Source organism: Streptomyces sp. NPDC002588, from assembly GCF_040295925.1.
In the GTDB taxonomy this organism is placed as follows: Bacteria; Actinomycetota; Actinomycetes; order Streptomycetales; family Streptomycetaceae; genus Streptomyces.
In genome coordinates this window covers 265,585-284,746 of record NZ_JBEOWF010000004.1, presented here as the reverse complement: position 1 = coordinate 284,746, position 19,162 = coordinate 265,585, and the positions used below count along the sequence as shown (strand labels likewise).

Sequence of the window (19,162 nt, the reverse complement as noted above, 5' to 3'; positions counted from 1 at the left end):
ACGAACGGCAAGGTCGAACGCTTCAACCGCACCCTGCTCGACGAATGGGCCTACGCCCGCCCCTACCGCTCAGAAGCCGAACGACGCGAAGCCTTCCCCCAGTGGCTGCACACCTACAATCACCACCGCGGACACACCGCGCTGCAAGGCCAACCACCCGCCAGCCGCGTCCCCAACCTCACAGGGCAATACACCTAGCACTCGATGATGTTCACCGCCAGCCCGCCCCGGGCCGTCTCCTTGTACTTGACGCTCATGTCCGCGCCCGTGTCCTTCATCGTCTTGATGACCTTGTCCAGGGACACCTTGTGGGAGCCGTCGCCGCGCAGGGCCATGCGGGCGGCGGTGACCGCCTTCACCGCGGCCATGCCGTTGCGTTCGATGCAGGGGATCTGGACCAGGCCGCCCACGGGATCGCAGGTCAGGCCGAGGTTGTGTTCCATGCCGATCTCGGCCGCGTTCTCGACCTGTTCGGGGGAGCCCCCCATGACCTCCGCGAGCGCGCCGGCCGCCATCGAGCAGGCGGAGCCGACCTCGCCCTGGCAGCCGACCTCGGCGCCGGAGATGGAGGCGTTCTCCTTGAAGAGCATGCCGATCGCGCCGGCGGCGAGCAGGAAGCGGACCACGCCCTCCTCGTCGGCGCCGGGGACGAAGTTCATGTAGTAGTGCAGGACCGCCGGGATGATGCCGGCCGCGCCGTTCGTCGGGGCGGTCACCACGCGGCCGCCCGCCGCGTTCTCCTCGTTCACCGCCATCGCGTAGAGGGTGATCCACTCCATGGAGTGGGCCAGCGGGTCGCCCTCCGCCCGCAGCTGACGGGCCGTCACGGCGGCCCGGCGGCGGACCCGCAGGCCGCCCGGCAGGATGCCCTCCCGGGACATGCCCCGGGAGACACACGCCCGCATCACCCGCCAGATGTCCAGGAGACCTTCGTGGATCTCCTTCTCGGTGCGCCAGGCACGCTCGTTCTCCAGCATCAGGGAGGAGATCGACAGGCCGGTCTCCTCCGTCAGGCGCAGGAGTTCGTCGCCCGTGCGGAAGGGGTACTTCAGCGCCGTGTCGTCGAGTTTGATGCGGTCGGCGCCCACCGCCTCCTCGTCGACCACGAAGCCGCCGCCCACGGAGTAGTACGTCTTCGTCAGCAGCTCGGCGCCCGAGGCGTCGTACGCCCACAGCGTCATGCCGTTGGCGTGGTAGGGGAGGGTTTTGCGGCGGTGGAGTTTCAGGTCCTCGGTGAAGGAGAACGGAATCTTCCGTTCGCCGAGGAGATCCAGCTCGCCCGTCGACCTGACGCCCTCCACGCGGTCGTCGGCGGTCTCCACGTCCACCGTGCGCGGGGAGTCGCCCGCCAGGCCCAGGAGGACGGCTTTCGGGGTGCCGTGGCCGTGCCCGGTGGCGCCGAGCGAGCCGTACAGCTCGGCGCGGACGCGGGTCACGGAGGGCAGCAGGCCCTCGTTGCGCAGCCGGCGTGCGAAAAGGCCCGCCGCGCGCATCGGGCCGACCGTGTGGGAGCTCGACGGGCCGATGCCGATCGAGAAGAGGTCGAAGACCGAGATGGCCACGGGAGACTCCTCGGGAGAGAGGCGGGGGCACGGGTACTCGGGTGCCCCCGCCGGGGGACTACTTGTTCAGGGCGGGGTACAGCGGGTGCCTGTCGGCCAGGGCCGTCACCCGGGCGCGCAGGGCCACGGCGTCGTACGACGGCTTCAGCGTCTCGGCGATCACATCCGCCACCTCCGCGAAGTCCTCGGCCGTGAAGCCGCGGGTCGCGAGGGCGGGGGTGCCGATGCGCAGGCCCGACGTCACCATCGGCGGGCGCGGGTCGTTCGGGACGGCATTGCGGTTGACCGTGATGCCGACCTCGTGGAGGCGGTCCTCGGCCTGCCGGCCGTCCAGCTCGGACTCGCGCAGGTCCACGAGGACGAGGTGCACGTCCGTGCCGCCGGACAGGACGTTCACCCCGGCCTCGCGGGCGTCGGCGGCCGTGAGGCGCTCGGCGAGGATCCGCGCACCGTCCACCGTACGGCGCTGGCGCTCCTTGAAGTCCTCCGAGGCGGCGACCTTGAAGGAGACCGCCTTCGCCGCGATCACGTGCTCCAGGGGGCCGCCCTGGAAGCCGGGGAAGACGGACGAGTTCAGCTTCTTGGCGAAGGACGACTTCGCGAGGATGATGCCGCCCCGCGGGCCGCCCAGCGTCTTGTGGGTGGTCGAGGTGACCACGTCCGCGTACTCCACCGGGTTCGGGTGCAGGCCCGCCGCCACCAGGCCCGCGAAGTGCGCCATGTCGACCCACAGGTACGCCTCGACCTCGTCGGCGATCCGGCGGAACTCCGCGAAGTCCAGCTGCCGCGGGTACGCCGACCAGCCCGCGATGATCACCTTCGGGCGGTGCTCCTTGGCCAGCTTCTCGACCTCGGCCATGTCGACCAGACCGGTCCGGTCGTCCACGTGGTACGCGACGACGTCGAACTGCTTGCCGGAGAAGTTCAGCCGCATCCCGTGGGTGAGGTGGCCGCCGTGCGCCAGGTCCAGGCCCAGGATGGTGTCGCCGGGCTGGGCCAGCGCGAACAGGGCGGCCTGGTTGGCGGAGGCGCCCGAGTGCGGCTGGACGTTGGCGTACTCGGCGCCGAACAGCTCCTTGATCCGGTCGATCGCGATCTGCTCGGCCACGTCGACGTGCTCGCAGCCGCCGTAGTAGCGGCGGCCCGGGTAGCCCTCGGCGTACTTGTTGGTCAGCACCGAGCCCTGCGCCTCCATGACCGCGAGCGGAGCGAAGTTCTCCGAGGCGATCATCTCGAGGGTGGACTGCTGGCGCTTCAGCTCGGCGTCGACCGCGGCGGCGATCTCCGGGTCGAGCTCATGCAGGGGCGTGTTCAGGACGGACATGCGTCTACGACTCCTCAGCCGGCGATGTAGGCGGTGTACTCGTCGGCGGACAGCAGGTCCTGCTGCTCGCCCGCGACGCGTACCTTGAACAGCCATCCGCCCTCGAAGGGGGCGGAGTTCACCAGCGCCGGGTCGTCCACCACGTCCTGGTTGACCTCGACGACCTCGCCGTCGACCGGCGAGTACAGCTCGCTGACCGACTTGGTCGACTCCAGCTCACCGCAGGACTCGCCCGCGGTCACCGCGGCACCGACCTCCGGCAGCTGGACGAAGACCACGTCACCGAGCGAGTTGGCCGCGTGCTCGGTGATGCCGATCGTCGAGACGCCGTCCGCGGCGGCCGACAGCCACTCGTGTTCCTTGCTGTAGCGCAGCGACTGGGGGTTGCTCATGGCCTGAATTCTCCTGTACGCGGATGAGTGCTGATGAATGAGGGACTGCGGAAGACCGGTGTGAGCAGCGGAAATGTGCGCGGGGTCACGCGCCCGACCGCTCCCGGCGGCTACTTGCGGCGCTTGTAGAAGGGCAGCGCCACGACCTCGTACGGCTCGTGACTGCCCCGGATGTCCACGCCGACACCCGGCGCGCCCGGCGTCGCGTGCGCGGCGTCGACGTAGGCCATCGCGATCGGCCGGCCCAGCGTGGGGGAGGGGGCACCGGAGGTGACCTCGCCGATCACCTCGCCGCCGGCGACGACGGCGTACCCCGCGCGCGGGACGCGGCGGCCCTCGGCGACCAGGCCGACCAGCACGCGCGGAGGCTTCGAAGCGGCACGGTCGGCCGCCTCGGCCAGCGCCTCGCGCCCCACGAAGTCGCCCTCCTTCCCGAACTTCACCACCCGCCCGAGTCCGGCGTCGAACGGGGTGAGCGAGGTCGACAGCTCATGGCCGTACAGCGGCATGCCCGCCTCCAGGCGCAGGGTGTCGCGGCAGGACAGACCGCACGGGACGAGCCCGGCGCCCTCGCCGGCCTTGGTCAGCGCCTGCCACAGCTCGACCGCGTGCTCAGGGCGCACGAACAGCTCGAAGCCGTCCTCGCCGGTGTACCCGGTGCGCGCGATCAGGGCGGGCACCCCGGCGACGGTGCCGGGCAGGCCCGCGTAGTACTTCAGGCCGTCGAGGTCGGCGTCGGTCAGCGCCTTCACGATCCCCGGTGACTCCGGTCCCTGTACGGCGATCAGCGCGTACGCGTCCCGGTCGTCGCGCACCTCCGCGTCGAAGCCCCCGGCCCGCTCGGCCAGCGCGTCCAGGACCACCTGGGCGTTGGAGGCGTTCGCGACCACCATGTATTCCGTGTCCGCGAGCCGGTAGACGATCAGGTCGTCCAGGATGCCGCCGTCGGCCCGGCAGATCATGGTGTAGCGGGCGCGGCCGACACCCACGGAGGCGAGGTCGCCCACCAGCGCGTGGTTCAGCAGGGCGGCCGCCTGCGGGCCGGTGACGGTGATCTCGCCCATGTGCGAGAGGTCGAAGAGGCCGGCCCGCGAGCGGACGGCGTTGTGCTCGTCGCGCTCCGAGCCGTAGCGCAGGGGCATGTCCCAGCCGGCGAAGTCGGTCATCGTCGCGCCGAGCGAGCGATGCACGGCATCGAGCGCGGTACGACGGATGTGGGTGCTGCTCATCGGACGGTTGTCTCCCAAGGCATGGATACGAGGCGTGGACGACAGGCGGGGTCGTTCCTCCCCATCTGTCATCGGAACCTGAGAGGTTCGCCATGACCGCGCGGGGCATGACTTGCACCTTGGGTGGGACCACCGCAAGGGCGGTCCGCTTTTCAGATGTGCCTCGCCCGCGCGGTAACGGGGCCTGAGAGATTCAAGGGAGGGACTTGCTCCTTCGGCGCCCCGGCGAAAACTGCTGCTGGGGACTCTCCCGCGCGGATTCAAACGGCCGGTATGCAGTTGGCGCGCTCATCATTGCACGCCCCGCCCGCGCGCGGCAGAGCGGCATCTGTAACCGGCCTGTGGCAGTACGCGCACAAAAACGCTGGACGCCGGGTATTACCTTCTCTTTACACTCGACGGGCAGAGGATCTCCGAGCCCAAGGGGAGGACGATCACGGTGAACAGGACCACGGCGTACGCCACGACCACGGGCATCGCGCTGCCGAAGCAGCCCGCCGCCCAGGCCCGCGAGCGGTGCGGCGAGCGCCCGGCACCCGTCGTCCGCGACCTGCGCGAGCGGTCCGGCCACAGCCCGCACGGCCTGCTCTTCGGCCACCGGGACCTGGTCGTGGTCACCGGCCTGCCCGGCAGCGGCAAGTCCACGCTGATGCGGCGCGCCGTCCGGGGCGTCCGGATCGACTCCCAGGACACCCGCGACCGCTGGGACGCCCTCGCCCCCCGGTTCGTGCCCTACGCCGTCTACCGCCCCCTGGTCCGCCTCGCGCACTACGCCGGACTGCGCCGCGCCCTGCGGGCCGGCGAGGGCGTCGTCGTGCACGACTGCGGGACGCAGGCCTGGGTCCGCGACTGGCTGGCCCGCGAGGCCCGCCGCCGCGGCGGCGCCCTCCACCTGCTGCTGCTCGACGTCACCCCGGACCTGGCGATCGAGGGCCAGCGCGAGCGCGGCCGCGGCGTCTCGCGATACGCCTTCCTGCGCCACCGCAGGGCCGCCGCCCGCCTCATCCGTTCCGTGGAGAAGGGCCGGCTCCCGGCGGGCGTCGGCTCGGCGGTCCTGCTCGACCGCGACGCGGCGGACACCCTGAGCCGGATCGGCTTCACCGGGTGAGGCCCCCGAACCGGATGCGGACGCCAAGGGCTGAGGAAAGTCCCGGTGCACCCGCTAGCCTTTCAGCCACAGCAGCGGTTCCCAGCAGGCGGTAGGCAGATGGACTTCCCCCCGGCGGACTTCCCGGTCTCCCCGGACTTCCCGGCGCAAGCACACCCCCACCCGCACGGCGGATGGCCCGGCAACGAGCTGGAGGAGGTGCTCTCCGCCTCCCTCGGCATGCCCGGCGCCGGCGGCCGCATCGTCGAGGTGCTCGGCCGCAGCTTCGTCTGGGTGCCCCTGCCCAGCGGCGGCGGCCCGCACAGCGGCCCCCTCGACCTCCCCACGGTGGAGCTGGAGGGCCAGGCCTATGTGCCGGTGTTCAGCTCCGAGGAACAGTTCCGTCAGGTCGTCGGCTCGCACATGTCGTTCACCATCGCCCCGGCCGTGGAGTTCGCCCGCGGGCTGCCCCCGCAACTCGGCATCCTCGTCAACCCGGACGGCGTGGTGGCCGTCCCGCTGCCCCCGCCGGCCGTGGCCGAGCTGTGCCGGGCGGGCCGCACCATGCTGGACGGCCCCGCGAGCGGCGGCCGCGTCCGCCTCTTCGAGCCCGACTGGCAGGACGACCCGATGGACTTCCTCGCCGCGGCCTCCGCAGAGTTCGAGGCGACGGGAGTGGTCCTGACGGCCCGCCGCTGCCTGGCCGCCGTCGAGACGGCCGACCCGGTCATGTTCGTCGGCGTCGAACTCACCCACCTGGACGGCGACCTCCGCGAACTCCCGCTGGACGCGTTGGGCCGGGCGATGGGCCGGGTCTCCGTCAAGTGGCCGGTCAACCTGATTCTTCTGGACGTCGCACAGGATCCGGTGGGGGAGTGGATGAGGGACCGCATACGCCCGTTCTACACAAAGGGCCACTAGTGCCGCGGCCGGGGGCGGCGCCGCAAGGGCGCGGTGCCGTATCGGCCGGCGGCTTTGCGGCGGGGCTCGACGAGCCGCACACGACCCGCACGCGCGAACGCACAACGGGTCCTGTCACAGATGGCGCTTAAGCTGGACCACAACGCGGGGCAGAACAAAAAAGAAGGGGCGGTACAGGTGAGCGCCAGCGGCATCGCGGCCGGACAGGTCGAGCACATGCTGCGCCAGGTCACGCCCGGGCGCTACGACGCCTACGAGGCGCTCCTGCGCGCGCTCGCGACCCCCTCCTCCGGCCAGGTCTGGATGCTTCTGTGGACGGGCCGGGCCGGCTCCCCCGAAGCCCAGTACGGGAACATGGAGGTGGACGGCCACGGCTACGCCCCCTGTGTCACCTCCGCCCAGGAGCTCTCGGCCAGCGGCTGGAACCGGGCGTACGAGGTGGTCGACGGGGTCGACGTGGCCCGCACCCTCTACCCCGACCACTACGGTCTCTGGCTGAACCCGCACACCCCCGGCGGCGGCGTCGGCATCCCCTGGCTGGATCTGCGCCGCATCGCGACCGGCCTGGACCGCCAGCCCGCCGGACCGCTCAGACTCGCCGAACCGGGCATCGAGATCCCCCAGTTCTACGCACTGCTCGCGCAGAACGCCCATCGCACCCCGGTGGTCCGCGCCCTGCGCCGCGCCTGGGTGCAGCCGGCTCTCGGCGCGCCCTATCTGGCCATCGGGCTCGACGTGTACGACACCTCGCCGCCGGCCGTGGACGCCGTTCGGGCGATGATGCAGCAGTCGATCGGAGCCGTACCGGACGGACTGCCGGTGTCGACGGTCGCGATGACCGACGAGCACGACCCGGTGGTGATGTGGATGCGGGCGAGTGCCCGGCCGTTCTACGACCGTGAGGCTCACGCTCCCGCCGCCCCGGCCCAGGCTCCCGCGGGAGGCTACGGCTACCCGCCCACCGGCAGATACTGATTTCGGACATCCGGAACACCCCGGACATCAACGCTTCTTGTCGGCTCGTCACTCTCGGACACCGTCGTCCGGTCGGATGGAGATTTCCTCCGGGGATCTTCGCGCGTAGATGGCGACGATTGGTCCTTTTCTCACCCGGTGTGACCTACTACGTCGCCGTCCGACCCCCGTTACCCCGCGTCCGGATAACGGAATCCTCTTACCCGCATCACGTTTGCGCATCCTTTCGCCGCCAACTCTGGCTACAGATCGCCAAAGCGTTGAAGACTCCCGGTCCAGGGGACTTCGTCCCTGTGTACGACGGACGATCACGCCGCCACAGCGGCAAGTGTGGGCCGGCCACCGCCGGTTGAGAGGGGTCCCTGCCAGATGACGGCACCATTGCACGAGCCGACCGCGGAAGCGGCCCCGAGCGCGGCCGACGAAGCGGCGGTCGCCACCGCCGGCGCCAAGGCCGTACAGGGCCGTTCCCTGGGCCGGATCGCCTGGGAGCGGCTGAAGCGGGACAAGCTCGCTCTCACGGGCGGCGTAGTCGTGCTCCTGCTCATCGTGGTCGCGCTCCTCGCCCCGGTCATCACCAGCCTGCTCGGCCAGGACCCGAACGAGTATCACGAGAACCTCATCGACCCGCTGTTCAGCACGCCCACGGGCTCTCTGGGCGGCGTCAGCGGCGACCACCTGCTCGGCGTCGAGCCGGTCAACGGCCGTGACATCTTCGCCCGCATCCTCTACGGCGCCCGTATCTCGCTGCTCGTGGGCTTCCTGTCCGCGATCGTCGCCGTGATCTTCGGAACCGTCCTCGGCATCCTCGCCGGCTTCTTCGGCGGCTGGGTCGACTCCGTCATCAGCCGGGTCATGGACGGTCTGCTCGCCTTCCCCCAGCTGCTGTTCATCATCGCGCTGGTCTCCGTCATGCCGAGCAACCTGCTGGGGCTCACCGGTTCGAGCGTGCGCGTGTTCGTGATGATCGTGGTGATCGGCTTCTTCGGCTGGCCCTACATCGGACGCGTGGTGCGCGGTCAGACCCTGTCGCTGCGCGAGCGCGAGTACGTCGAGGCCGCCCGCTCGCTGGGCGCCGGGCGGCTGTACATCCTGTTCAAGGAACTGCTGCCCAACCTCGTCGCCCCGATCGTCGTCTACACGACGATGATGATCCCGACCAACATCCTCACCGAGGCGGCCCTCAGCTTCCTGGGCGTGGGCGTCAAGCCGCCCACCGCCTCCTGGGGCCAGATGCTCTCGAGCGCGATCGACTACTACGAGTCCGACCCCATGTACATGGTGGTCCCGGGTGTGGCGATCTTCATCACCGTGCTGGCCTTCAACCTCTTCGGCGACGGCGTCCGGGACGCGCTCGACCCGAAGGCGTCCCGCTGAACCGCCGCACCACAGCTCACCTCACAGCCCGCACCACAGCCGCACCCCAAACGTCCCGTGGCCTTCACACGGGGTCTCTCATCTATCCGGAGGATCCGAGATCGTGACTACCCAACGCACCACAGGGCGGCGGAAGCAGGCATTTGCCGCTGCCGCCGCGGTCGCCGCGCTGCTGACCACGGCGGCGTGCGGCGGCGGTGACAGTGACAACGGCAAGGGTTCGGCCACCGGCGCCGCCGGCTACAACGCCGCGAACGAGAAGGTCGCCCAGGCCTCCCTCGCCAAGAAGGGCGGCACGCTGAAGTTCGGCGGCGCCCAGGACGCCGACTTCTGGGACACCACGCGCGGCTACTACGGCTTCATGTGGAACTTCGCCCGCTACTACAGCCGTCAGCTCGTCACGAACAAGGCCGAGCCCGGCGCGGCCGGCTCCGAGCTCACCCCGGATCTCGCCACCGGTCTCGCCAAGGTCACCGACGACGGCAAGACCTACACGTACACCCTGCGTGACGGCAGCACGTGGGAGGACGGCAAGGCGATCACGTCCAAGGACATCAAGTACGGCATCGAGCGCGTGTGGGCGCAGGACGTCCTCTCCGGCGGTCCGACGTACCTGAAGGACATCCTTGACCCCAAGGGCGATTACAAGGGCCCCTACAAGGACACCTCCAAGGACAAGCTCGGTCTGAAGGCGATCGACACGCCCGACGACAAGACGATCGTCTTCCACCTCCCCAAGGCCAACTCGGACTTCGAGGAGATCCTGTCCCTGGTCTCGGCCTCCCCGGTCCGTCAGGACAAGGACACCAAGGCCAAGTACACGCTGCACCCGTTCTCCTCGGGCCCGTACAAGTTCGAGTCCTACACCCCGGGCAAGGACCTCACCCTGGTCCGCAACACCGAGTGGAAGCAGGCCTCGGACCCGATCCGCAAGGCCTACCCGGACAAGATCACCGTCAAGTTCTTCTCGGACGCCAACCAGCTCGACCAGCGTCTGATCAACGGTGACATCGACCTCGACATCAACCAGACCGGCATGTCGCCGCAGGGCCGCACCACCGCCCTGAAGGAGCACAAGGCCAACCTGGACAACCCGACCACGGGTTACATCCGGTACGCGGCCTTCCCGCAGAACGTGAAGCCGTTCGACAACATCGAGTGCCGCAAGGCCGTGATCTACGGCGCCGACCACGTGTCGCTGCAGACCGCGCGCGGTGGCCCGGTCGCCGGTGGCGACATCGGCACCAACATGCTGCCGCCGTTCCTCCCGGGTGGCGAGGGCCAGAAGTACGACCCGTACGGGATCTCCGGTGCCGGCAAGTCCGGCGACGTGGCCAAGGCCAAGGAGGCCCTGAAGGCCTGCGGCAAGCCGAGCGGCTTCAAGACCACCATCGCGGTCCGCAACAACAAGCCGGTCGAGGTGGCCACCGCCCAGTCCCTGCAGGCGTCGCTGAAGAAGATCGGCATCACCGCCGACATCGACCAGTACGACGGCTCGCAGTCCTCCGGCATCATCGGTAGCCCCACCAACGTGGCGAAGAAGGGCTACGGCATCATCATCATGGGCTGGGGCGCCGACTTCCCGTCGGTCCAGGGCTTCGGTCTGCCGCTGTGGGACAGCAAGTACATCGCGCAGAGCGCCAACAACAACTACGCGCTCATCAAGGACAAGACCATCGACGGTCTGTTCGACAGCTACGTCACGACCCTGGACGACGCCGGCAAGGCCAAGATCGCCACGGAGATCAACCACAAGGTGATGGAAGGCGCGTACTACCTGCCCTTCACCTTCGAGAAGACCATCAACTGGCGCTCGGACAACCTGGCGAACGTCTACACCAGCGCGGGCACGAACGGCACGTACGACTTCGTGAACCTCGCCCTGAAGAACCCGAAGAAGTAAACCCCGGCACACCCGCCGAACGGCACGAAAGGCAGGTGAAGGCCGGCGCGGCGTGACCGCGGGCCACCTGGAGGTCCCCCCCCAACGTCCATAAGACAGTGGGGGGAGACCGGAGGTGGCCCGCGGTCCGCGGCGGGCCGAGAGCTGTGCTCGCTTATCTCATCAGGCGGTTGTTCGCCGCCGCAGTGATGCTCGTGGTCATCGTCATGGTGGTCTTCGGCATCTTCTTCCTGATCCCCAAGTGGGCGGGCGTCGACATCGCGCTGAGCTTCGTGGGCAAGCAGGCCGACCCCGCGTCCGTCGAGGGCGTGCGGGAGAAGCTGGGTCTGGCCGACCCGATCTACGTCCAGGTCTGGGAGTTCTTCAAGGGCATCTTCGCCGGCCGCACCTACACGGGCGGCGGGGACACCATCCACTGCGCCGCCCCGTGCTTCGGCTACTCCTTCCGCAGCGAGCAGGCCATCTGGCCGGTACTCACCGACCGCTTCCCGGTCACCCTGGGACTGGCGCTCGGTGCCGCCGTGCTGTGGCTGGTCTTCGGTGTCGCCGCGGGTGTGCTCTCCGCTCTCAAGCGGGGCAGCCTGTGGGACCGCGGCGCGATGGTCATCGCGCTCTCCGGTGTCTCCCTGCCGATCTACTTCACCGGCATGATCGCTCTGTCGATCTTCGTCTACGGACTGAATCTGTTCGACGGGCAGTACGTGCCTCTGGAAGACAGCTTCAGCGGCTGGTTCGGCGGCATGATCCTGCCGTGGATCACCCTCGCGTTCCTGTACGCGGCGATGTACGCCCGGATCACCCGCGCCACCATGCTGGAGATCCTCGGCGAGGACTACATCCGCACCGCCCGCGCCAAGGGCCTCAAGGAGCAGGTCGTCATCGGCAAGCACGCCATGCGCTCCACGATGACCCCGATCCTGACCATGCTCGGCATGGACCTCGGCGCCCTGATCGGCGGCGCGATCCTGACCGAGACCGCGTTCAACCTGCCCGGCCTCGGCCAGGCGGTCCTGGGCGCCATCAAGAACCAGGACCTGCCCGTCATCCTGGGCGTCACCCTGATCACCTCCCTCGCGGTGCTCGTCGCCAACCTCGTGGTGGACATCCTTTACGCCGTGATCGACCCCCGAGTGAGGCTCGCATGACCGACCTCAGCAAGACCGGAGCGGCCGTGGGCGAGCCCACCCCCGCCTCCCCGGCGCCGTCCTCCTTCCTCGAAGTGCGTGACCTCAAGGTGCACTTCCCGACCGACGACGGCCTGGTCAAGTCCGTCGACGGGCTCAGCTTCCAGCTGGAGAAGGGCAAGACCCTCGGTATCGTGGGCGAGTCCGGCTCCGGCAAGTCGGTGACCTCGCTCGGCATCATGGGCCTGCACACCGCCGGCCAGTACGGCAAGCGCAAGGCGCAGATCTCCGGCGAGATCTGGCTGGACGGCACCGAACTGCTGTCCGCCGACCCGGACCACGTGCGCAAACTGCGCGGCCGCGAGATGGCGATGATCTTCCAGGATCCGCTGTCGGCGCTGCACCCGTACTACACGATCGGCCAGCAGATCGTGGAGGCGTACCGGATCCACCACGATGTCGACAAGAAGACCGCGAAGAGGCGCGCGGTGGAGATGCTCGACCGGGTCGGTATCCCGCAGCCCGACAAGCGCGTCGACAACTACCCGCACGAGTTCTCCGGCGGTATGCGTCAGCGTGCGATGATCGCGATGTCGCTGGTCAACAACCCCGAACTGCTCATCGCGGACGAGCCGACGACCGCCCTCGACGTGACCGTCCAGGCGCAGATCCTCGACCTCATCCGTGATCTGCAGAAGGAGTTCGGCTCCGCGGTCATCGTCATCACCCACGACCTGGGCGTCGTCGCCGAACTCGCCGACGACATCCTGGTGATGTACGGCGGGCGGTGTGTCGAGCGCGGCCCGGCGGACAAGGTGTTCTACGAGCCGCGGCACCCCTACACCTGGGGTCTGCTCGGCTCGATGCCGCGGCTGGACCGCGAGCAGCAGGAGCGCCTGATCCCGGTCAAGGGCTCCCCGCCCTCCCTGATCAACGTCCCGTCCGGCTGCGCCTTCAACCCGCGCTGCCCGTACGCGGACCTCCCGAAGGACAACGTCACCCGCACCGTCCGTCCCGAGCTCGCCGAGGTCGGCAGCCGGCACTGGGCGGCCTGCCACCTTGAGCCGGAGCAGCGGGAGCGTATCTGGACCGAAGAGATTGCGCCGAAGCTGTGAGTGACGAGAAAGCGGTGACGATTCCCGCGCAGGCTGCCGAGACCCGTCGGTCCGACGGCGAGGTGCTGCTCAAGGTCACCGGGCTGCAGAAGCACTTCCCGATCAAGAAGGGCCTGCTCCAGCGGCAGGTCGGGGCGGTGCACGCGGTCGACGGTCTGGACTTCGAGGTCCGCTCCGGTGAGACGCTCGGTGTGGTGGGCGAGTCCGGCTGCGGCAAGTCGACCATGGGCCGGCTGATCACGCGGCTCCTCGAACCGACCGGCGGCAAGGTCGAGTTCCAGGGCAAGGACATCACGCACCTCGGCGTCGGCGGCATGCGCCCGCTGCGCCGCGACGTGCAGATGATCTTCCAGGACCCGTACTCCTCGCTGAACCCGCGCCACACCATCGGCACGATCATCGGCGCCCCCTTCAAGCTCCAGGGCGTGGCGCCCGAGGGCGGCATCAAGAAGGAGGTGCAGCGGCTGCTGTCGGTGGTCGGTCTCAACCCCGAGCACTACAACCGCTACCCGCACGAGTTCTCCGGCGGCCAGCGCCAGCGCATCGGCATCGCCCGCGCGCTCGCGCTGAACCCGAAGCTGGTAGTGGCCGACGAGCCCGTCTCCGCGCTGGACGTGTCGATCCAGGCCCAGGTGGTGAACCTGCTCGACGACCTTCAGCAGGAGCTCGGCCTGACGTACGTGATCATCGCGCACGACCTCTCGGTCGTCCGGCACGTCTCGGACCGGATCGCGGTGATGTACCTCGGCAAGATCGTGGAGCTGGCCGACCGCGACCTGCTCTACAAGTCGCCGATGCACCCGTACACCAAGGCGCTCATGTCGGCGGTGCCGATCCCGGACCCCCGGCGCAAGAACGCCAAGAGCGAGCGGATCCTGCTCAAGGGCGACGTGCCCTCGCCGATCTCGCCGCCGAGCGGCTGCCGCTTCCACACCCGGTGCTGGAAGGCGACGGAGGTCTGCAAGACCACCGAGCCGCCCCTGCTGGAGCTGCGGCCCGGCCAGCAGGTCGCCTGTCACCACCCGGAGAACTTCGCGGACCAGGCTCCGCAGGACACCGTCCTGCTGACGGTCGCGAAGGAGGCTGCGGAGCTGGTGGCCGACGAGGTCCTCGCCGAGTCGGCGGAGACCTCGGCGGCGGTGGCGGCGGAGGTCGCCTCGTCCGAGGAGGCTCCCGAGGTCACGAAGACCGAGGCGGCGAAGGCGGACGGCCAGGAGTCAACCGACAAGTAGCGCATGACGAGTTGGCAAAGTCATGCACATGCCCGAACGGGAGAGATCAGAGTCGTCCGTGTCCGATTATCGGCACGCGCGAAAGGGACGACCCTTGTTACTCTCCCGTTCGGCACGTTTCACAGCCGTCGCCACCGCGGCGGCTTCTTTCTTCGCCATCGCCGCGTCCTCCGCCCCGGCTCCCGGAGCGGCCGGCATCGGCGACACCTACTTCCCCCGGCTCGGCAACGGCGGCTTCGACGCCCGCCACTACGACCTGGGCCTGGCGTACGACCCCGACACCGACCGCCTCGACGGCCGTACGACGATCACCGCCCGCGCCACCCAGAACCTCTCGTCCTTCGATCTGGACCTGCAGAAACTGGAGGTCACCCGGGTCGAGGTGGACGGCAGACGGGCGCAGTTCACCCGTGACGGCGACGAGATCAGGGTCACTCCGAGCGGAACGCTCCGCAAGGGCCGCACCTTCGAGGTCACCGTCACCTACGGCGGCATCCCCGAACCCCTCAACGGTCCCATCGTCTTCGGTTCGGACTACGGCTGGATGAAGACCGCCGACGGCGTCTTCGTCGCCTGTGAGCCCAATGCCGCGTCCACCTGGTTCCCGTCCAGCGACCACCCCTCCGACAAGGCCACCTACGACATCCGGATCAAGGCGCCGAAGGGCCTGACCGCCGTCTCCAACGGCCGGCTGGTCTCGGCGTACGACAAGGGCGCCTCGACCTACACCCACTGGCGCGAGTCGAAGCCGATGGCGACCTACCTGGCGACCGCCACGATCGGGACGTTCGACGTGAAGACCGGGACGACCCCCGGCGGCACCCCGATCTACGTCGCCATCGACCCCGTGCTCACGAACGGCAACAGCGTCGACGTGTACGGCGTGACGGCCGCCGCGACCGACTACTGGTCGCAGGTCTTCGGCCCGTACCCGTTCGAGGAGACCGGTGCGATCGTCGACGACATGCCGCAGGCCGGGTTCTCGCTCGAGGTGCAGTCGAAGCCGGTGTACTCCGCCGTCCGCAACGAGACGACGATCGTGCACGAACTGGCCCACCAGTGGTTCGGCGACTCCGTCTCGGTGGCGCACTGGAAGGACATCTGGCTGAACGAGGGCTTCGCCACCTACGCCCAGTGGCTGTGGGCCGAACACCAGGGCACCCGCTCGGCGCACGATTCCTTCCTGGCCGGATACGACTCCCGTCCCGGCACCTCCTCCTTCTGGCAGACGGTCGTCGGCGACCCGCAGCGCGACACCATGTTCGCCTCGGCCGTCTACCAGCGCGGCGCGATGACCCTCCAGATGCTGCGCGAGCGCATCGGCGACACCGCCTTCTTCAGGCTGCTCCCGACCTGGACGAAACTGCACCGCTACGGCAACGCGGACACCGACGACTTCATCCGCCTCGCCGAGAAGATCTCCGGGCAGCAGCTCGACGACCTGTTCCAGACCTGGCTGTTCACCACAGGGAAACCGTCCCTGTAGAGCCGTATCACCTGGCTTTGTAAGGTCCATGGTCGCCGTTGGGTGACAATATAAGGGTGATCCAGCAGATTTTCAGTCCCTCCGTCCAACACGGGCTCGACCTGGCCGGCATCTTCGTGTTCGCCATCTCCGGCGCGCTGCTGGCCGTCCGCAAGAACTTCGACGTGTTCGGCATAGCCGTGCTCGCCGAGGTCACCGCGCTGGGCGGAGGACTGTTCCGGGACCTGGTCATCGGGGCCGTGCCCCCGGCCGCCTTCACGGACCTGGGGTACTTCCTCACCCCGCTGTTCGCGGCCGTCCTGGTGATCTTCCTCCACCCCCAGGTGGAGCGCATCCAGGCGGCCGTGAACGTCTTCGACGCGGCCGGCCTCGGCCTGTTCTGCGTCACGGGCACGATGAAGGCGTACGACCACGGCCTCGGCCTGACCGCGTCGGCGGCCCTGGGTCTGGCGACCGCCGTCGGCGGGGGAGTGCTGCGGGACGTGCTGGCCAACGAGGTGCCGTCGCTGCTGCGCTGGGACCGTGACCTCTACGCGGTACCGGCCATCGTCGGCGCCACGATGGTGGTGCTCTGCATCCGCTACGACGCCCTCACCCCGGCGGCCGGCGGCCTCGCGGCCGTCACCGCCTTCGGCCTGCGGCTGCTCGCGATCCGGTTCCACTGGCGAGCGCCTCGTGCGTGGAACCGGCGCTCGACGGTACGCGAGGAGCAGTCCCCCGGGCGGTGATCCGGTGCTGATCCATCTGGGTCGTCAGCCAGCGGAACACCGGCACCAGCTGCGGCCGCCACAACGCCATGTTGTGGCCGCCCGCGCTCTTCGGTATGTAGACCACGTGCACGGTGGTGGGTGCCTTCGCCTCCCGCTGGAGGGCGAGTCCGTCCTCGTAGCCGTCGTGCGGCTGGCCGGAGACGTAGAGCGCCACGGCGGGCGGAGCCGCGGCCCGGGCGAGCATCAGAGCGGGGTCGGTGGCGCGGCGCAGGGCGGGGTCCTGGGCCGTCAGCGAGTCCCGTTCGCCTGCGGGGTCGTTGTAGCCGGACATGCTCACCGCCGCCCGGTAGCGGTCGGGGTGGGCGAGGGCCAGCCTGGCCGCGCAGTGTGCCCCGGCCGAGTACCCGGCCACCGCCCAGCCCTTGGGGGCGGGCTCGGCCCGGAAGTTGTCCCGCACCATCTTCGGCACGTCGACGCTCAGCCAGGTGTCGGCGTTCACCGTGCCGGGCACGTTGGCGCAGCCGGTGTCCACGCCGGGCAGCAGGGTGGTGCGGGGCGCGACCAGGATGAACGGCGCGATCCTGCCCTCCCGCATCAGCGGGGCCAGCTGGGTGTTCGCGTGCAGCGACCCGAACCACGACTTCGGCGAGCCGGGATAGCCCGGCAGCAGCTCCACGACGGGGAACCTGCGGTGGGCGTAGGCGGCCTCGTGGTACTGCGGGGGCAGCCAGACGTAGACCTCGGCGTTCACGCCGGACACCCGGCCCTCGACCTGGGTGACGCGGACCCCGCCGCCCACCTCCCTGAAGTGCTGCCGGACTCTCGGCAGCCGGCTCAGCGCGATGCCGCCGGTGCCGTCGGCGCCCAGATCGGCGGCCTGCTGCACATGGTCGCTGGTGCCGAGCAGGTCGGACCAGTTGTCGTAGAGGTTGTCGGTGTTGTTGACCAGGACGAAGACCAGCGCCACCGCCGTCCCCTGGGCGAACATCAGCATCAGTACCCGGGCCGCGCCCCGCAGGATCCTCGGTCCCCGGATCCGCGACCACAGCACGAGTGGGAGCGCGACGGCGACGACGGACAGTGCGACGAGGGTGTAGAGGAACGTGCTTCCGGTGAGGCTCATGCCCTCCTAGAGGGAGACCCGGCAGGAGGGGTTCACGGCGGAGTGCGGACACTTACCGAGAAATTGCCCGCTTCTCACCGGGCGCTACATCTCCCCGGACAGCCAAAGCTACCGCTTAGTAATCAGCTGTTGTACCGTTCAGCCATGCCAGAAGCAGCTATCGCGACAGCGACGGTGAGCGAGTTCGACCGCGACACCGCGCTCACCCGGCGCACCCCCGGTGTCTACGAGATCGACCTCTCGGCCGGCTGGACGATCATCAGCGCCGTCAACGGCGGCTATCTGCTCGCCGTCCTCGGCCGCGCCCTCGCGGACGCCCTGCCGCACCGGGACCCGTTCACGATCTCGGCCCACTACCTCACCGCCTCCCAGCCGGGCCCGGCCGTGGTCCGCACGGACGTGGTCCGCACCGGCCGCACCCTGTCGACCGGGCAGGCCTCGCTCTTCCAGTACGACGAGCGGGGCGCCGAGGTGGAGCGGATCCGCGTCCTCGCCTCCTACGGCGACCTGGACTCCCTCCCGGACGACGTCCGCACGGCCGCGAAGCCCCCGGCGTTGCCGCCGATCGAGCAGTGCTTCGGCCCCGAAGACGGTCCGGCACCCGTCGACGGCAGCTCGGCCATCGCCGACCGGCTGATGCTCAAGCTGGACCCCTCCACCCTCGGCTGGGCGCTCGGGCAGCCCTCCGGCAAGGGCGAGATGCGGGCCTGGTTCGGCCTGAAGGACGGCCGCGACCCCGACCCGCTCTCCCTGCTGCTCGCCGTGGACGCCCTGCCGCCGACCGCCTTCGAGATCGGTCTGCGCGGCTGGGTGCCCACGGTCGAACTCACGGTCCACGTCCGCTGCCGGCCCGCCCCGGGCCCCCTGCGCGTCTCCATCACCACCCGCAACCTCGCGGGCGGCTTCCTCGAGGAGGACGCGGAGGTCTGGGACAGCGCCGACCGGCTGGTGGCCCAGTCACGCCAGCTGGCACGGGTCAGGCTCGGCTGAGCGGCTCCCGCGGCCGCTTCTGTCACGGAGCTGTACCAGCGCACCGAGCGGTCACGAGAGGGGAAGTCGCAGGTCAGCGTGGTTTCTTGGGGGGCGCTTTACCTCATTGACAGGCGGCGGACAGAGCGGGCTCAAGGAAGGCTCAGCCGCCGTTGGTTGAGTTCGCGTCCTCAGGACTCCCTCATCCCGCTTGGAGCTGTCTCTCATGAAGCGTGTGCGTCTCCTCCCCGCCGTGGCGCTGTTGGCGCTCTCGCCCCTCGCCCTGGTGGCCTGTGGTTCGGGCGACTCCTCGTCCTCCTCGAGCGGCAACTCCGGCCAGCAGAACTGCCAGGCGCCGTCCGGCATGCCGACCGGTGCCGCCCCGAGCGGCGCTCCGTCGGGCGCGCCGACCGGTGCCGCGGCCTCCGGCCGGCCGACCGGCACCCCGACCGGTACGCCCACCGGTGTTCCCTCCGGCATGCCGAGCGGCGGCCCCGGCGGTCAGGGCGGCCCCGGCGGGGGGCAGGGCGGCGGCTGCGGCGGCCCGGGCGGCGGCCAGGGCCAGCAGGCCCAGCAGCAGGGCTGACGGTCCGCCGGCTGCGCGGTGCGAGGGGCGGCACACCCGGGGAGCGG

The 19,162-nt window shown here is 69.7% G+C and carries 18 protein-coding genes and 2 riboswitches; of the genes, 13 read left to right on the top strand and 5 right to left on the bottom strand.

What is annotated here, in order from left to right; all coding sequences use genetic code 11:
• On the top strand, positions 1 to 198 hold a 198-nt coding region (locus ABT057_RS07210; RefSeq protein ID WP_352341455.1), incomplete at its 5' end, for an integrase core domain-containing protein.
• Here ABT057_RS07210 and ABT057_RS07205 read toward each other — a convergent pair.
• From ABT057_RS07205 to gcvT, 4 genes are all read right to left on the bottom strand, one after another.
• The gene (locus ABT057_RS07205) at positions 195 to 1,562 is read right to left on the bottom strand and encodes an L-serine ammonia-lyase (RefSeq protein WP_352341454.1); all 1,368 of its coding nucleotides are present in this window, start codon (positions 1,560 to 1,562) and stop codon (positions 195 to 197) included. The two genes, ABT057_RS07210 and ABT057_RS07205, sit on opposite strands and share 4 nt — an antisense overlap.
• Before the next feature lie 58 nt (positions 1,563 to 1,620).
• Positions 1,621 to 2,886, bottom strand: coding sequence for a serine hydroxymethyltransferase (gene glyA, locus ABT057_RS07200; protein WP_352341453.1), 1,266 nt, complete (start codon positions 2,884 to 2,886; stop codon positions 1,621 to 1,623).
• Between the two features lie 14 nt (positions 2,887 to 2,900).
• On the bottom strand, positions 2,901 to 3,278 hold the full coding sequence (gcvH, locus tag ABT057_RS07195) for a glycine cleavage system protein GcvH (protein WP_352341452.1): 378 nt from the start codon (positions 3,276 to 3,278) through the stop codon (positions 2,901 to 2,903).
• A 110-nt stretch (positions 3,279 to 3,388) separates the two neighbouring features.
• Positions 3,389 to 4,507 carry a glycine cleavage system aminomethyltransferase GcvT gene (gcvT, locus tag ABT057_RS07190; protein WP_352341451.1) on the bottom strand — a complete coding sequence of 373 codons (1,119 nt, stop codon included), beginning with the start codon at positions 4,505 to 4,507 and terminating at the stop codon, positions 3,389 to 3,391.
• A gap of 55 nt (positions 4,508 to 4,562) precedes the next feature.
• A riboswitch (glycine riboswitch) is annotated at positions 4,563 to 4,669 on the bottom strand.
• Positions 4,670 to 4,770: riboswitch (glycine riboswitch) on the bottom strand.
• Between the two features lie 170 nt (positions 4,771 to 4,940).
• Between gcvT and ABT057_RS07185 the strand changes: the two genes are divergently transcribed.
• The 10 genes from ABT057_RS07185 (at position 4,941) to ABT057_RS07140 (ending at position 16,455) form a co-directional block, all read left to right on the top strand.
• On the top strand, positions 4,941 to 5,615 hold the full coding sequence (locus ABT057_RS07185) for an AAA family ATPase (RefSeq protein ID WP_352341463.1): 675 nt from the start codon (positions 4,941 to 4,943) through the stop codon (positions 5,613 to 5,615).
• 99 nt (positions 5,616 to 5,714) lie between these two features.
• Positions 5,715 to 6,515 carry an enhanced serine sensitivity protein SseB gene (locus ABT057_RS07180; RefSeq protein WP_352341450.1) on the top strand — a complete coding sequence of 267 codons (801 nt, stop codon included), beginning with the start codon at positions 5,715 to 5,717 and terminating at the stop codon, positions 6,513 to 6,515.
• Positions 6,516 to 6,692: 177 nt separating this feature from the next.
• Positions 6,693 to 7,490, top strand: a complete 798-nt coding sequence (locus tag ABT057_RS07175; protein WP_352341449.1) for an enhanced serine sensitivity protein SseB C-terminal domain-containing protein — start codon at positions 6,693 to 6,695, stop codon at positions 7,488 to 7,490.
• A gap of 369 nt (positions 7,491 to 7,859) precedes the next feature.
• Positions 7,860 to 8,867, top strand: coding sequence for an ABC transporter permease (locus ABT057_RS07170; RefSeq protein ID WP_352341448.1), 1,008 nt, complete (start codon positions 7,860 to 7,862; stop codon positions 8,865 to 8,867).
• A 103-nt stretch (positions 8,868 to 8,970) separates the two neighbouring features.
• The gene (locus tag ABT057_RS07165; RefSeq protein ID WP_352341447.1) at positions 8,971 to 10,770 is read left to right on the top strand and encodes an ABC transporter substrate-binding protein; all 1,800 of its coding nucleotides are present in this window, start codon (positions 8,971 to 8,973) and stop codon (positions 10,768 to 10,770) included.
• Between the two features lie 146 nt (positions 10,771 to 10,916).
• Positions 10,917 to 11,915 carry an ABC transporter permease gene (locus ABT057_RS07160; RefSeq protein WP_352341446.1) on the top strand — a complete coding sequence of 333 codons (999 nt, stop codon included), beginning with the start codon at positions 10,917 to 10,919 and terminating at the stop codon, positions 11,913 to 11,915.
• Complete coding sequence (locus ABT057_RS07155) at positions 11,912 to 13,009, top strand: ABC transporter ATP-binding protein (RefSeq protein ID WP_352341445.1); 1,098 nt, start codon at positions 11,912 to 11,914, stop codon at positions 13,007 to 13,009. Before ABT057_RS07160 ends, ABT057_RS07155 begins: the two co-directional genes overlap by 4 nt.
• A complete protein-coding gene (locus tag ABT057_RS07150; RefSeq protein WP_352341444.1) occupies positions 13,006 to 14,241 on the top strand; it encodes an ABC transporter ATP-binding protein in 1,236 nt (411 codons plus the stop codon). The genes ABT057_RS07155 and ABT057_RS07150 overlap by 4 nt, the downstream gene beginning before the upstream one ends.
• 94 nt (positions 14,242 to 14,335) lie before the next feature.
• Positions 14,336 to 15,727, top strand: a complete 1,392-nt coding sequence (locus ABT057_RS07145; protein WP_352341443.1) for a M1 family metallopeptidase — start codon at positions 14,336 to 14,338, stop codon at positions 15,725 to 15,727.
• Positions 15,728 to 15,783: 56 nt separating this feature from the next.
• Positions 15,784 to 16,455 carry a trimeric intracellular cation channel family protein gene (locus ABT057_RS07140; protein WP_352341442.1) on the top strand — a complete coding sequence of 224 codons (672 nt, stop codon included), beginning with the start codon at positions 15,784 to 15,786 and terminating at the stop codon, positions 16,453 to 16,455.
• Here the strand turns inward: ABT057_RS07140 and ABT057_RS07135 are convergent.
• Positions 16,349 to 17,560, bottom strand: a complete 1,212-nt coding sequence (locus ABT057_RS07135) for an alpha/beta hydrolase (RefSeq protein ID WP_352341441.1) — start codon at positions 17,558 to 17,560, stop codon at positions 16,349 to 16,351. The two genes, ABT057_RS07140 and ABT057_RS07135, sit on opposite strands and share 107 nt — an antisense overlap.
• A 144-nt stretch (positions 17,561 to 17,704) precedes the next feature.
• Between ABT057_RS07135 and ABT057_RS07130 the strand changes: the two genes are divergently transcribed.
• Entirely contained in the window at positions 17,705 to 18,550 is an 846-nt protein-coding gene (locus tag ABT057_RS07130; protein ID WP_352341440.1) for a thioesterase family protein, read from the top strand.
• A 205-nt stretch (positions 18,551 to 18,755) separates the two neighbouring features.
• Positions 18,756 to 19,115, top strand: coding sequence for a hypothetical protein (locus tag ABT057_RS07125; protein WP_352341439.1), 360 nt, complete (start codon positions 18,756 to 18,758; stop codon positions 19,113 to 19,115).
• Positions 19,116 to 19,162: the final 47 nt, after the last annotated feature.